The 14,555-nt window shown below is 68.3% G+C and carries 11 protein-coding genes; 9 read left to right on the top strand and 2 right to left on the bottom strand.

Annotated elements, in window-relative coordinates:
* Nucleotides 1–453: 453 nt before the first annotated feature.
* Together abc-f and KXJ60_RS01885 are read left to right on the top strand one after the other, a co-directional pair.
* Nucleotides 454–2,358: a ribosomal protection-like ABC-F family protein gene (abc-f, locus tag KXJ60_RS01890; protein WP_291123710.1), complete on the top strand. Its 1,905-nt coding sequence runs from the start codon at nt 454–456 to the stop codon at nt 2,356–2,358.
* A 48-nt stretch (nt 2,359–2,406) separates the two neighbouring features.
* A complete protein-coding gene (locus tag KXJ60_RS01885; RefSeq protein WP_291123709.1) occupies nt 2,407–4,617 on the top strand; it encodes an ATP-binding protein in 2,211 nt (736 codons plus the stop codon).
* Between the two features lie 13 nt (nt 4,618–4,630).
* Here the strand turns inward: KXJ60_RS01885 and KXJ60_RS01880 are convergent, their stop codons facing one another.
* The gene (locus KXJ60_RS01880; protein ID WP_291123708.1) at nt 4,631–6,040 is read right to left on the bottom strand and encodes a PLP-dependent aminotransferase family protein; all 1,410 of its coding nucleotides are present in this window, start codon (nt 6,038–6,040) and stop codon (nt 4,631–4,633) included.
* 134 nt (nt 6,041–6,174) lie between these two features.
* Between KXJ60_RS01880 and KXJ60_RS01875 the strand changes: the two genes are divergently transcribed.
* From KXJ60_RS01875 to KXJ60_RS01845, 7 genes are read left to right on the top strand one after another with little or no spacing between them, the layout of a single operon-like run.
* On the top strand, nt 6,175–6,789 hold the full coding sequence (locus KXJ60_RS01875) for a LysE family translocator (RefSeq protein WP_291123707.1): 615 nt from the start codon (nt 6,175–6,177) through the stop codon (nt 6,787–6,789).
* Nucleotides 6,786–7,730 carry a DMT family transporter gene (locus KXJ60_RS01870; protein ID WP_291123706.1) on the top strand — a complete coding sequence of 315 codons (945 nt, stop codon included), beginning with the start codon at nt 6,786–6,788 and terminating at the stop codon, nt 7,728–7,730. The genes KXJ60_RS01875 and KXJ60_RS01870 overlap by 4 nt, the downstream gene beginning before the upstream one ends.
* A 12-nt stretch (nt 7,731–7,742) precedes the next feature.
* The gene (locus KXJ60_RS01865) at nt 7,743–8,954 is read left to right on the top strand and encodes a PLP-dependent aminotransferase family protein (protein ID WP_291123705.1); all 1,212 of its coding nucleotides are present in this window, start codon (nt 7,743–7,745) and stop codon (nt 8,952–8,954) included.
* A gap of 5 nt (nt 8,955–8,959) precedes the next feature.
* A complete protein-coding gene (locus tag KXJ60_RS01860; protein ID WP_291123704.1) occupies nt 8,960–9,586 on the top strand; it encodes a glutathione S-transferase in 627 nt (208 codons plus the stop codon).
* 18 nt (nt 9,587–9,604) lie between these two features.
* Complete coding sequence (locus KXJ60_RS01855) at nt 9,605–10,459, top strand: PhzF family phenazine biosynthesis protein (RefSeq protein WP_291123703.1); 855 nt, start codon at nt 9,605–9,607, stop codon at nt 10,457–10,459.
* Nucleotides 10,460–10,474: 15 nt separating this feature from the next.
* Entirely contained in the window at nt 10,475–11,170 is a 696-nt protein-coding gene (locus KXJ60_RS01850; protein ID WP_291123702.1) for a VOC family protein, read from the top strand.
* Nucleotides 11,167–12,138 carry a threonine dehydratase gene (locus tag KXJ60_RS01845; protein ID WP_291123701.1) on the top strand — a complete coding sequence of 324 codons (972 nt, stop codon included), beginning with the start codon at nt 11,167–11,169 and terminating at the stop codon, nt 12,136–12,138. The genes KXJ60_RS01850 and KXJ60_RS01845 overlap by 4 nt, the downstream gene beginning before the upstream one ends.
* Here the strand turns inward: KXJ60_RS01845 and KXJ60_RS01840 are convergent, their stop codons facing one another.
* The gene (locus tag KXJ60_RS01840) at nt 12,139–14,454 is read right to left on the bottom strand and encodes an ATP-binding protein (RefSeq protein WP_291123700.1); all 2,316 of its coding nucleotides are present in this window, start codon (nt 14,452–14,454) and stop codon (nt 12,139–12,141) included.
* Nucleotides 14,455–14,555 lie beyond the last annotated feature (101 nt).

Raw genomic sequence — 14,555 nt, 5'->3', positions numbered from 1 at the left:
GAGCCCGTTTCGCAATCGCCTTCAAACGCCCACGCTTATCGGCTGTATGTTTTTAATGATCCACAAACTCACCGGTCTTCACCGCTTCGTCTGCCTGCTTAGCTGCGATCAGCTGAGCCTCGTATTATGACACAGAATTTTGAGGTCTGTCAAAAATTTTAGGGTTTTTACTAACTTTTTTGACTTGCTCATTTCTGAGTCTGCCTTGCTGCTGGGTTCGTTTTTCTAGAACGTCTCTGAGCAGCGAAGCCTTGCAGTATACGACAGATTTTTGCCCCTCGTCAAACTGGCCAAAAAAATTTTCAATCTCCTGCCAAGCTCATGGTGCCCTCGTGTGGGCATGCCAGCACAAGGCAGGCGCGGCCGCTCTATATATAGGCAGCCTCCGGATTGAGGGATCGCTCGCCAAGGTGAGGCACGGATAATCGGGGCTCCTTTTGACTCGGGTTATTCATGGCACTTATCACCTTGCAGGATGCGCAGCTGGCCTTCGGGCACGTCGCCCTGCTCGACCACACCGACTTTGCTCTTGAGGCCCAAGAGCGGGTCGGACTTATTGGGCGCAACGGCACAGGCAAGTCATCACTGCTGAAGATCCTGGCATCTATCGAGAAGGCAGACGATGGTGTGCTGCAGGTCCAGACGGGTCTGCGCGTTGCGTACGTGCCTCAAGAGCCCCTGCTGGACCTGCAGTCGTCTGTTTTCGAGGCTGCCAGTGTGGGGCTGGTAGATGCTCGCGCCGCCAGAGACCTGTATCTCAGTGGCGCCGATGACCTCGACCTTGATGCGCTGCAGAACCGCATTGAGGCCCTTGACGCCTGGAACTGGGAACAGCGTGTGGAGGAGACGCTCCAGAGGCTTCATCTGGACGGCTCCGTCCTTGTAGGGCAGCTCTCGGGTGGCAACAAGAAGCGGGTCGCGCTGGCACAGGCGCTGGTCAGTCGGCCGGATGTGCTCTTATTGGACGAGCCGACCAACCACCTGGATCTGGACAGCATCACCTGGCTGGAGGAGTTGCTGCTGGAGTACCAGGGCAGCGTGGTGACCATCAGCCACGATCGCGCCTTTCTGGACCGCGTGGCCACCCGGATGGTCGAACTGGATCGCGGCCGTCTCCTGAGTTACCCGGGCAATTTCGCGCAATACCAGCTGCTGAAAGAAGAGCAGATGGCGCAGGAGGCTGTGATCAACGCTCGCGCCGACAAACTGCTCGCCCAGGAAGAGGTGTGGATTCGCAAAGGTGTGGAGGCACGCCGCACGCGGGCACAAGGGCGCATCACGCGACTGGAGCGGCTGCGCGAGCAGCGCGCCGAGCGACGCAACGCGGTGGGCAGCGTGAAGCTGGAGGTGGCCAGCGGCAACAGCAGCGGGAAGATCGTGGCGGAGCTGGACAAGGTCACGCAGTCGTTTGCCACGGCAGATGGTGGACAGCGCACCGTGATACGCGACTTCTCGGCGACGATCCTGCGCGGCGACAAGATTGGCCTGATCGGCCCCAACGGCGCAGGAAAGACCACGCTGCTCAAGATCATCCTCGGTGAACTCGCGCCCACAAGCGGTACGGTGCGACAAGGCAGCAAGGTCACAGTGGCGTATTTCGACCAGATGCGCGACCAGCTGGACCTGGACGCCACCCTGGAGGACTTCATCAGTCCGGGCAGCGAGTGGATCGAGATCGGGAGCAAGCGCACCCACGTGAAGAGCTACCTGAGCGACTTCCTGTTCTCGCCCGCACGCGCCAACGCCCCGGTGCGAACGCTCTCGGGCGGAGAACGCAACCGCCTGCTGCTGGCCCGCCTGTTTGCAAGGCCTGCCAATGTGCTGGTGCTCGACGAGCCCACCAACGATCTCGATATCGACACACTGGAACTGCTGGAGGATCTTCTGCAGCAGTACGACGGCACGGTGTTCCTGGTGAGCCACGACCGGCGATTCCTCGACAACGTGGTCACCAGCACGCTCGTGCACGAGGGAGAGGGCCGGTGGCGCGAGTACGTCGGCGACGTGAATGACTGGTTGACCCAGTCCGCACGCTCCGCCGCCTTGCAGCGAGAGCGCGATGCGCAGGCGCCCACGGCGACGCCGCCGGCTGCGGCGCCCGCCAGACAGGCCACCGCTGCCATGCCTGTCGCAGCCAAAAGAAAGCTGAGTTACAAGGAGCAGCGCGAGTACGATGCTTTGCCGGCGCTGATTGCCGCCCTGGAAAGCGAACAAACCGCCATTGGCAAAGACCTCGAGGATGGCCAACTATTTCACAGCGATCCTGCCCGCGCAGCTCAACTTGGCGCCCGCCATGCCGAAGTCGAGGGGGAATGGCTTCAGGCGCTGGAGCGCTGGGAAGCGCTTGGCGGCAGCTGAGGACCCAGCGCAGGAACCTCTGTGCGCCGCCCCACCTCACACATGCCCATGACGCCTGATCGTCTCGCTTTTGATTTGCAACGCACGCTGGACGAGCTCCAGCAGGAGCGCGAACGCACGCAAAAGCTGTTGGGCGAGGTGGATCGGCAGAACCGGGAGCTCGACCGGCTGCGTGGCGCGATGCACCGCGAATCGAACAGCCGCCTGTTGGCAGAGGAGGCGCTGGACGAGTCCCGCGACCGGTTGCAACTGGCGGTGGATGCCGCCGGTCTGGCCCTGTGGGACTGGCAACTGCCGGCCACCCAGGTTTTCATGACCGCGCGCTGGGGCGAACTGCTGGGCGACATAGCGACCGATGGTTACTGGGACGTGGCCGCGTTGCGTGCCCGCCTGCACCCCGACGACACGGCGTCACTGCGCGAGGAGATCACGGCATTGCTCGAAGGCCGCAGCCAGCGCGCGGTGGTGCAACACCGGGTGCGCGCCGGCCGCGAATGGCGGTGGGTGGAAGTGCATGGCATGGTCGCTGAGCACGACAGCAAGGGCAAGCCGTTGCGACTGATGGGCACCCTGGCGGACATCGGCGAACGCAAGCGGATCGAGCAGGAAGCGGAGCGCGCGCGCGTCCTGAGCGACCAGGCCAGCCGTGCCAAGAGCGAGTTCCTGGCCAACATCAGCCACGAGGTGCGCACGCCCCTGAATGCGCTGATGGGCCTGACGCGCATGCTGATGGACTCACCGCTCAACGCGGATCAGTCGAACTGGGTGTCGCTGATGGACCAGTCGGCGCACGGTCTGCTGGATCTGCTCAACAACATCCTCGACCTCTCTCGCATCGAGGCGGGCAAGCTCGACATCGAGAACCTGCGCTTTGACCTGCACCAGGCACTGGAACAGGCCATCGTGCCCTTTGCCGAACAGGCCAGCGAGAAACCGCTGGACTTCCGGTTCGACCTCTCCCCCACGCTGCCCCAATGGGTGATGGGTGACGTCTCGCGCCTGCGCCAGGTGCTCAACAACCTGCTGTCGAATGCGATCAAGTTCACGCCGCGGGGTGGCCGCATCGAGGTTCGGGCCATCGCCCTGGAACCGGCCGGCGAGCAGCCTTCGCGCTTGCAGCTGCAGGTGCGCGACAGCGGCGTGGGCATTGCACCAGAACACCATGCCAATGTCTTCGAGGCCTTCACGCAGGCCGATGCGTCCACCGCGCGGCCGTACGGCGGCAGCGGCCTGGGCCTGGCCATCTGCGTGCGCCTGGCGAGGCTCATGGGCGGCAACATCGAGCTGCAAAGTGCGCACCAGCAAGGCAGCACGTTCACGCTGACGCTCCCGCTGCGCGAAGTGCAAGCGGAGCAGAACCCGCTGAGTGCGTCGGCCGAGCTGCTGGAAATGGCGCAGGCGAGTTCGCGTTACGTGGGGCTGGTGGTCCTGCTGGCCGAAGACCACCCGGTGAACGAACTGATGATGCGCCAGCTGCTGCTGCGGCTGGGCTGCATCGTGCGTGTGGCGCGCGGCGGTGTGCATGCCGTGGCGCAGTGGGAACAGGGCGGCATCGACCTCGTGCTCATGGACGTGCAGATGCCCGGCATGAGCGGCCTGCAGGCCACGCAGGAGATTCGCGATATCGAAGCGCGCCGCAAGCTGCCGCGCACACCGATCGTGGCCGTCACCGCCAACGCCATGCCGGGCGACCGCGAGGCGTGCCTGGCTGCGGGCATGGACGGCTACACGGCCAAGCCCGTGAGCCCGCAAGCGCTGATCAAGGAAATGGAACGGGTGCTGCAGAGCGGCGAAGCGGATGCGCCGCAGGTGGATGCGCCCCTGCCTGAGGCACCGCAGGCGGCCGCGCCAGCCGACATGCCGGCGCCCGCCGCCCGCGATGCTGCGCACCCCGATGCGCTGGACCTGGAAAAATTGCTGCGCCGGCTGGACGGCGACGAAGACACGCTGAGTGAACTGGCGCACGCCATGCGCGCGGATCTGGCGTCGCGCCAGATTCAGTTGCAGCAGGCCTTGGCGTCTCGCGACACGGCCGCCGCCATTGCGCATGCGCACGGCCTCAAAGGCTCGCTGGGCAGCATGACCGCCGAACGCGGCGCGCGCCTGGCCAAAGGCCTGGAGCTGGCAGCGCGCTCCGGCGACTGGCAGCTTTTTGCCCGCGCTTTGCCGCTGCTGCAAGCCGAAGCGCGCCAGATCGACATGACGCTCGCCCAGCTGCTCGCCTCGGGCGGCCGCGACCTGTTCGACACCCGCCTCTGAGGCCGCGGCCGGCTCAGGCCGCAGCGCGCAAACGGGCAAACACGCGCCAGAACGCCGCGTCCTGCGCGGTTGTGAAGTTGATGCGCATGAGCGTGCTCGGTGCACGCGCCGCGTGAAACAGCGCGCCGGGGGCGATCAGGTAGCCCTCGTCCAGCATGCGCTGCGCCAGCGCATCGGTGTCCACCCCGGTATCGACCCAGCCAAACAGCCCCACCGGCTCGGCCGCGAACGTACAGCCCGCCCCCAGCGCCAGCTTGACGCTGCGCGCCCGCGCGGCATCGAGGCGCGTGCGGATGCGCTCGGCGTGGCGGCGCAGCTGGCCTTGCTCGATGCACAGGGCCAGCGCCTTCTCCAGCAGCGCGGGCGTGGTCAGGGTGGACAGCAGCTTGGTGTCCAGCAGCGGCTCCACCAGCGCCGGCGGCGCCGCCAGGTAGCCGATGCGCCAGTTGGGCGCCAGAATCTTGGCGAAACCACTCACGTAAATCGTGCGCTGCAAGCCGTCGAGTGCCGTCAGGCGCGTGGCGTGCTCGGGCGCAATGTGGCTGTAGGTGTCGTCCTCGACGATGTGGAACTGGTGCTGGTTGGCCAGCTGCAGCAGCCGGTGCGCGCTGCCAGGTGACAGGCAATAGCCCGTGGGGTTGTGGAACACACTCACGCTCACATACAGCTTGGGCTGGTGCGCCTCGCAGTACTTCGCCATCACGTCCAGGTCCGGGCCGTCGGCGCGGCGCGGCACCGGCAGGATGCGCATGCCCAGCGCGGCCAGCCGCGCAAACTCCACCGCCCAGCCGGGCTCTTCCACCATCACGGGGTCGCCCGGGCGCAGCAGGGTGCGGCTGACGATGTCCAGCGCGTGCGTGGCGCCAATGGTGGTGATGATGTGGTCGGGCTCTGCATGGATGTTCAGGCCCGCGAGCTTTTGCGACAGCACGCGGCGCAAGCCGCTGTCGCCCAGCGGTTCGCCGTACTGCAACGACACATCCTGCAAGCCGCGCGCGCTGGTCACCTTGCGCACCGCGGCGGGCATGAAGGTGGATTCCAGCCAGTCCGGCGGGAACACGCCCATGCCCGGGTGCGGCTTGTTGCTCACCTTGTGGAACATGCCGCGAATCAGCGCGGTGGCATTGATGGGCGACGCGCCGGCGCGCGCCGCCGCCTTGGCTTCGCCCGACGGGCCCTCGGCCCTGGGCGCTGCCATCTCGCGCACGAAGAAGCCGCGGTTCTTGCGGGCGTGCACCAGGCCCTGGGCGAGCAACTGGTCGTAAGCGGCCACCACGGTGGACGGGCTCACGCCGTGCTGCTGGGCGCACTGGCGCACCGAGGGCAGGCGCGAGCCGGGCGGCAACAGGCGGCTGCGAATGCGGTCGGCAAACCGCGCAGCGAGCTGGTCGGTCAGGGATTGTGCGGAGGTCTTCATCAACATGAGGGGGCATCCTTCCAGGGCAGCCTGTACTGTTGCGACGACCAATACAGTTCTACCCGTGCGCTGGCCAACTGTACTGGTGGTGTATTGGCTCGAAAGATTACATTGAACCTCCCGCATTGACAAGCCAAGACATGAGCGCCACCGAGCTGACCGCCCTTTTGCTGTTCTGCACCGCGATGAGTTTTTCGCCGGGGCCCAACACCACGCTGTCCACGGCGCTGGCGGCCAACCTCGGCCTCAAGCGCGCCCTGCGCTTTTGCCTGGCCGTGCCGGCGGGGTGGACGCTGCTCATGCTGGCCTGCGGGCTCGGCCTGGGTGCGCTGGTGCTCGGCGTGCCGGCGCTGCGCTGGGGCGTGAAGCTGTTCGGCGTGGCCTACATGCTGTGGCTGGCATGGAAGCTGGCCGGCGCGTCGCGCCTGTCGGAGGTGGACAGCGCCCGGCTCAATGTCACCTTCCTGCAAGGCGTGGGGCTGCAGTTTCTCAACATCAAGGCCTGGATGCTGGCGCTCACGCTCACTGCGGGCTGGGTCGTCAACGCCGGCGGCCTGCCCGCGCCCAACCCCGGCGAGCGGCTGGCGATCATCTGCGTGGTGATGATGTTCTTTGCCTTCACGAGCAACTTCACCTACGCCGTGGCGGGCTCGCTGCTGCGCCAGTGGCTTTCGCAGGGCGCGCGGCTGGTGTGGTTCAACCGCGTGCTGGCGCTGGTGCTGGTGGCCACCGCTCTCTGGATGCTCACGGTATGAACACACAAACGCTCTCACCCACCCGCTGGCTCGACCAGCCGGCCAACAAAGGCCTGTTGCTCGGCCTGCTGGGCGTGGTGATCTTTGCGCTCACGCTGCCCATGACGCGGCTGGCCGTGGGCACGGTGGAGGCGCCGCAGATGTCGGGCGTGTTCATCGCGCTGGGCCGGGCCGTGGTGGCCGCTGCGCTCTCGGCGGCATTTCTGTGGGCCACGCGCGCTCCACGCCCCCGGCGCGAAGACCTGCTGCCCCTGGCCATCACCGCCGGCGGCGTGGTGTTCGGCTTCCCGCTGTTCACGTCGGTCGCCATGCGCTACGTGGAAGCGGTGCACGCCAGCGTGATCGTGGGCGTGCTGCCGCTGGCCACAGCGGCCGTGGCCGCCCTGCTGCACCGCCAGCGCCCGTCCACCGGCTTCTGGCTGTGCGCAGTGCTGGGCAGCGCGCTCGTGGTGGGCTTTGCCGTGCTGCGCTCGGGCAGTGCGGGCCTCACGCTGCACCCGGCCGACATGCTGCTGCTGGCCGCCATGCTCTGCGCGGCGGTGGGCTACGCGTATGGCGCGCGCCTGTCGCAGCGCATGCGCGCCGAACACGTGATCTGCTGGGCGCTGCTCATCGCGCTGCCGATCACGCTGCCGCTGGCCGTGGTGACGCGCCCCACCACCGCGCTCAATGCCTCCGCCTGGTGGGGCTTCGCCTACACCGCCGTGTTCTCCATGTGGCTGGGCTTTTTTGCCTGGTACCGCGGCCTGGCGCTGGGCGGCACGGTGCGTGTGAGCCAGATTCAGCTGGTGCAGCCTTTCCTGGGCATGCTGATGGCGGTGCCCCTGCTCGGCGAGCGGCTGGATGCCGTCACGCTCGGGTTTGCCGTGGCGGTGATTGCCACCGTCTTCATGGGAAAGAAAATGCCTGTGCACGCCCGTCCCACACCCGAACGCATTTGAACGGAGACCCTGATGAAACCCAACGACCTGCCCCACCCCACCACGGCCTGGACCCTGGCGCGCCGCGCCGAGCGCATGAACCCGTCGGTGATCCGCGAAATCCTCAAGGTCACCGAGAAGCCGGGGATCATCAGTTTTGCGGGCGGCCTGCCCTCGCCCAAAACCTTTCCGGTGAGCGCATTTGGCGAGGCCTGTGCCAAGGTGCTGCGCGAGGACGGGCAGGCCGCGCTGCAATACGCCGCCAGCGAAGGCTACGCGCCGCTGCGCGAAGCGGTGGCCGCGCAACTGCCCTGGGCGGTGGACCCGGCGCAAGTGCTGATCACCACCGGCAGCCAGCAGGGCCTGGACCTGGTGGCCAAGGTGCTGGTCGATACCGGCAGCCGTGTGCTGGTGGAAACGCCCACCTACCTCGGCGCGCTGCAGGCCTTCACGCCCATGGAGCCCACCATTGAAGCCGTGGCCAGCGACGCCGAAGGCATCGACGTGGACGACCTCGAGCGCCTGTGCGGCCAGGGCGCCGACCGCGCGCGCTTCCTGTATGTGCTGCCCAACTTCCAGAACCCGACCGGGCGCAGCATGAGCGAGGCACGCCGCGCCGCGCTGGTGGAGCGCGCCGCCGCGCTGGGCCTGCCCATCGTGGAAGACAACCCCTATGGCGACCTCTGGTTCGACACGCCGCCGCCACTGCCGCTCACCGCGCGCAACCCGCAAGGCGGCATTTACCTCGGCTCGTTTTCCAAGGTGCTCGCACCGGGCCTGCGGCTGGGCTTCATCGTCGCGCCGCCGTCGGTGTTCCCCAAACTGCTGCAGGCCAAGCAGGCGGCCGACCTGCACAGCCCGGGCTTCAACCAGCGCATGGTGGCCGAGGTGATCAAGGACGGCTTTCTGGACCGCCACGTGCCCACCATCCGCGCGCTCTACAAAAGCCAGTGCGCGGCCATGCTGGGCAGCCTGACCGAGCACATGAGCGGGCTGGACGTGCAGTGGAACTCGCCCGACGGCGGCATGTTCCTGTGGGTGCGCCTGCCCGCAGGCATGAGCGCCATCGACCTGCTGCCGCACGCCGTGGACAAGGGCGTGGCCTTCGTGCCCGGCGCTGCGTTCTACGCCAGCGAGCCCGACGCACGCACGCTGCGGCTGAGCTTCGTGACGGCCAGCGTCGAGCAGATCCGCATCGGCATCGCCGCGCTGGCGCAGGCCATTCGCGAACAACACAAAGGCTGAACACCATGCTGCACCTCTGGGGCCGTCTGAGTTCGATCAACGTGCGCAAGGTCGTGCTGTGCGCGCAGGTGCTCGGCCTGGAGCTGCCGCGCACCGACGCTGGCCTCGCCCACGGCGTGGTGAACACACCCGAGTACCGCGCGAACAATCCCAACGGCCTGGTGCCGCTGCTGCAAGACGGTGACTTCACACTCTGGGAGAGCAACGCCATCGTGCGATACCTCAGCGCGCGCTACGGCGCGGACACACACGCGCTCTACCCCATCGACCTGGTGCAGCGCTTCAATGCCGAACGCTGGATGGACTGGCAGCAGACCACGCTCAACCCGGCGGGCAGCGCCGCCTTCAGGCAATGGTTCCGCACACCCGCGGAGCAACGCAGCGCCGGGGTGATCGCGCAGTCGGTGGCGGCCACCGAGCCCTTGTTCGCCCTGCTGGATGCGCACCTCGCGCGCCAGCCCTTCATGGCGGGCGACGCGCTCACCATGGCCGACATCCCCATCGCCTGCGAAGTGCACCGCTGGTGGGGCCTGCCGCAGCCGCGCCCGTCGTGGCCGCACCTGGAGCGCTGGTACGCCGGCTGGCTGGCCTTGCCCGCCAGCCGCGGCGTGCTCGATCTGCCCCTGTCCTGAACCCCCGGAGAAAGCCCCATGACCGCGCGCCCGTTTCAACAAGTCGATGTGTTCACCGCCACGCCGTACCTCGGCAACCCGTTGGCCGTGGTGCTCGACGGCACGGGCCTGAGCACCGAGGCCATGCAGCACTTCACCGACTGGACGAACCTCTCGGAATGCACCTTCGTGCTGCCGCCCACCGCCGAAGGCCACGCGGCCGGTGCCGACTACCGCGTGCGCATCTTCTGCCCGGGGCGCGAGCTGCCCTTCGCCGGTCACCCCACGCTGGGCACCTGCCACGCCTGGCTGACCGCGGGCGGCCAGCCCCGCGCCGGGCAGCACGTGGTGCAGGAATGTGGCGTGGGCCTGGTGCGCATCCGGCGCGACGGCGAACGCCTCGCTTTCGCCGCGCCACCCCTGCGCCGCAGCGGGCCGCTGGACGACGCCGACGTGGCGCTGATCGCACAAGGCCTGGGCATCGAGCGCAACGACATCGTGGCGCATGCCTGGTGCGACAACGGCCCGGGCTGGCGCGGGGTGATGCTGCGCTCGGCCGAGCAGGTGCTCTCGGTGCGGCCCGACCCCGTGGCACTGGCCGGTCTGGATATCGGCCTGGTGGGCCCGCAAGCCACCGGCGCCGACACCGCTTTTGAGGTGCGCGCCTTCTTCCCCGGCCTGCAAAGCCTCAGCGAAGACCCGGTCACCGGCAGCCTCAACGCGGCCGTGGCGCAGTGGCTGATGGGAGCGGGCCTGGCGCCAGCGAACTACATCGCCGCGCAGGGCGCCGCCATGGGCCGGGCGGGCCGCGTGCACCTCGACCGCGATGCCGACGGCACGGTCTGGGTCGGCGGCGCCAGCGTGACCTGCATCGCCGGCGAGGTGACGCTGTGACCCGGGCGGCGCGCCGTGGCTGACACCCGCGCGCACATCGACCACCTGGTGGTCGCCGCACACACGCTCGACGAGGGCGTGGCCTGGTGCGAACGAACGCTGGGCATCACGCCGGGCGCGGGCGGGGAGCACCCGCTGTTTGGCACGCACAACCGGCTGCTGCGCCTCGACGCGGTGGACGCTCCAGCGGCCTACCTGGAGGTGATCGCCATCGACCCGAAAGCCACGCCCACGCGCCCGCCGACCCAGCGCCGCTGGTTCGACCTGGACGAGCCGGCGCTGCAGCAGCGGCTGCGCCGCGACGGGCCGCAGCTGGTGCACTGGGTCGCGCGCGTGCCCGACATCGACACCGCCCTTGCGTCGCTGGGCGCCATCGGCATCCAGCGCGGCCCGGTGGTGAGCGCCTCGCGCCAGACGGCGCACGGCTTGCTGCAGTGGCGCATCAGCGTGCGCGACGACGGCCAACGCTTGTTCAACGGCGCCCTGCCCACGCTGATCCAGTGGAACGGCACGCACCCGACCGCGCACATGCCTGGCTGCGGCGCGGTGCTGCGCCGCCTGCACCTGCGCCACCCCGGCGCGGCCGGCCTGCGCGCCGCGCTGCAAGCCATCGGCCTGCCCGACATCGGTGTGAGCGATGGCCCGGCGGGGCTGGCCGTCGAGCTCGACACCCCGGCGCGCGGGCGCTTTTCACTGTTGTCACCGCCATGAACCACACGCTGCCCCACCTGCAAGACATCGAAGCCGCCGCCCAGGTGGTCTACCGCGAATTTGCGGCCACGCCGCAGTACCGCTGGGCCACGCTGAGCGCGCGGCTGGGCACGGACTGCTGGGTCAAGCACGAGAACCACACCCCGGTGGGCGCGTTCAAGATCCGCGGCGGCCTGACCTACTTCGACCAGCTCAAGGCGCGCGGCGAGTTGCCGCGCGAAGTGATCAGCGCCACGCGCGGCAACCATGGCCAGAGCATTGGCTGGGCGGCTCGCGCCCATGGCGTGGCCTGCACCATCGTCGTGCCGCGCGGCAACTCGGTGGAAAAGAACGCGGCCATGCGCGCCCTGGGCGCCACACTCATCGAGCATGGCGACGACTTTCAGGCCAGCCGCGAGCACGCGATGCAGCTCGCCGCCGACCGCGGCGCGCACATGGTGCCGAGTTTTCACTTCGACCTGTTGCGCGGCGTCAGCACGTACTGGTGGGAATTCTTCCGCGCCGTGCCCGCGCTCGATGTGGTCTATGTGCCCATCGGCCAGGGCTCGGGCGCTTGCTCGGCCATCGCGGCCAAGCTGGCGCTGGGCCACCGGGTGCGCCTGGTGGGCGTGGTCAGCGCCCACGCCACCACCTACGCCGATTCGTGGGCCGCCGGTCGCGTGGTGGAGGCGCCGGTGAGCACCGTGCTGGCCGACGGCATGGCCTGCCGCGTCGCCGATGCCGAAGCGCTTGCGGTGCTCATGCCGCACCTGGAGCGCATCGTGCAGGTGAGCGACGCCGAGGTGGCGCATGCCATGCGCCTGCTGTTTGCCGACACGCACAACGTGGCCGAAGGGGCTGGAGCGGCCAGCTTTGCCGCCGCCTGGCAGGAGCGTGAGCAGTTGAAGGGTCAGGTGGTGGGCACCACGCTGTGCGGGGGCAACGTCGACAGCGACGTGATGGCCGACGTGCTGGGCGGCCGGGGATGATCAGGCAGGGCGTGCGAGGCGCGCCACCACCTCACAGAACGCCTCGACCGCATCGGTCTTGAACACCACCTCGCGCACACCGGCCGCCCGGGCTTCGGTCTGCAGCTCGTCGGTGATGTAGCCCGAGGCCACGGCCACCGGCAGCTCCGGGGCAATGGCCAGCACCGCGCGCGCCACGTCCAACCCCGACATGCCCGGCATGTTGTAGTCGGTCAGCAGCAGGTGGTACTGCTGCGGTGCCTCGCTCACGGCCTTGATGGCCTGTTGCTGGTCGGTGAAGGCGGTCACACGGTAGCCGCGGCGCTCCAGCAGACGGCGCACCAGAAACACCAGGGTGTCGTCGTCGTCGAGATACAGGATGTGGGGCGGGTCCGCTGGCGGGGCTTCGGCCATGGGTGGGCTCTCCATTGGGTCGGTCTCGGGGCCGTCGGGCGGGCGAGGGGCCATTGTGACGGGATCGCCAGAGGTCTGTCCAACACCACTGCCATGAGACGACCACGCCGCTCCCTTGGGCGCCGCCGGAAAGTACAGCGTGAACGTGGTGCCCTGCCCGGGCTCGCTCTCCACTTCGATCGTGCCACCGTGCACCTGCACGATGCCCAGCACCACCGGCAGGCCCAGGCCCGTGCCCCGGCCCACCACGCGGGTGGTGAAAAAGGGTTCAAAAATGCGGCTGCGCACCGCCTCGGTCATGCCGCAGCCGTTGTCGCTCACGCGCAGGCGAACGGCGTCCACGCCGCCTTTGGCGCACGCCCGGGCCATGTCCGCAGGCAGGCGCGGGTCGTTGCCGGGCAAGCCGTCGACATGGCACTCGACGCGGCCGGAGCGCCCCTCGAGCGCGTGGATGGCGTTGGTGCACAGATTGATGAGCACCTGTCCGAGCTGGGTGGCGTCGGCCAGGATGTCGGGCGTCTCCGGGTGGCGGTCGTACAGCAATTGCACCTGCGGTGGCGTGGCCGCGCGCATGAGCCCGCAGGTCTCGGCCAGGATGGCACCCACATCGACGCGGGTGCGCTCGGCGGGCTGCTGGCGGCTGAAGGCCAGAATCTGCCGCACCAGCTCGCGCCCGCGGCGCGCAGCGGTGCTGATTTCGTGCAGGCTCTCGCGCGCAGGCGCTTCGCGGGAGAGGTCTTGCCGGGCCAGATCGGCGTTGCCCAGGATGGCCGCCAGGATGTTGTTGAAGTCGTGCGCCACACCGCCCGCCAGCGTGCCCAGCGCTTCCATCTTCTGCGACTGCGAGAGCTGCGCCTGCAGCGCCTTCTGCTCGCTCTGCGCGACCTTGAGCGAGGTGATGTCGATGAAGGTGAGCACCACATGGCGCAGGCCGCCCTGGGCGTTGTTCTCGGGGTACGCGTTGCACACCGCCCAGCGCACATCGTCGCCATCGCCCACGGGCACGCCCACCACCACGTTTTTCACCGGCAGGCCGGTGGCCAGCACGCGCTCGAAGGGCATGTCGTGCAGGCGCATGGGCTGCCCGTCTTCGCGCAGCATCTGCCAGCCCGGGCCCGTCGGCTCGGGCAGGGCCGAATTCGCGCCGCCTTCGCTCCAGCCAAAGAAGCGGCGGGCCGCGCTGTTGATGCTGGAGATCGTGTGGTTGGGCCGGTACACGACCACACCGGCGCTGAGGTTGTCGATCAAGGCGCGCGAATCGGCCTCGCGAATCTGCAAACCCTGGCGCGCGCGATCGCCCTCCAGGCGCAGCTGGTAGGTCACGAGCGCACCGAACAGCACCACGCGCAGCAGCCCGGAGAGCAGGAAGAAGAACATGGTGGCGGCAGCCACCTGTGGCAAGGGCAGCCCGGCCACCGGTGCCGCCGCCACAAAACCGACCATGGCCAGAAACTCGACCGCGGTCAGCAGCTTGAGGGCCTGTATCTCGGGCACCCGGCGCTGCGGATCGGCGCGCGTCAGGTCGCGGTAACCCAGGCCCATCGTCACCAGCACCGACAACGCAAACAGGCCCTGGCGCACCAGCGGGAGGTCCCATACCGAAACGCTGAGCACCTGGATCAACAGCATGGCCAGCGCGGCCAGCGCCGCACGGCGCAGCGGCAGGGAAAAATGCAGGTGGCTGCGCAGGCCCAGCCAGGCCAGCATGGGCGCGATGCACAGCGATGCGTTGCCCACGCCGTAGGTGACGGCATCGGGCCAGCTGTCCCGGAACCAGAACCCGATCGAACCCACGATGGCCGCCAGCGCGGAGAGCGCCCACCAGCCCGGCCCACCAATGGTGGGGTAGCGCCTCATCTGCGCAAAAAAGGCCAGGGCAACCAGCGTGTGAAAGCCCACCCGCAGCGCGAGCAGGGTGGGCATGTCAAAAGGCATAGGCACGGTGAGAGACGCACATGCCAATGATTGAAGCACAGGGGCGCCGCCGCCTAGGCCGCAAAAAGGACCGCAAAGCCCAGCGAGTT

Origin of the sequence: Hydrogenophaga sp. (genome assembly GCF_019264445.1) — a bacterium.
Classification (GTDB): Bacteria; Pseudomonadota; Gammaproteobacteria; order Burkholderiales; family Burkholderiaceae_C; genus Hydrogenophaga.
The sequence above is the reverse complement of the archived record's forward strand: the minus strand, read 5'-3'. Positions and strand labels throughout refer to the sequence as shown.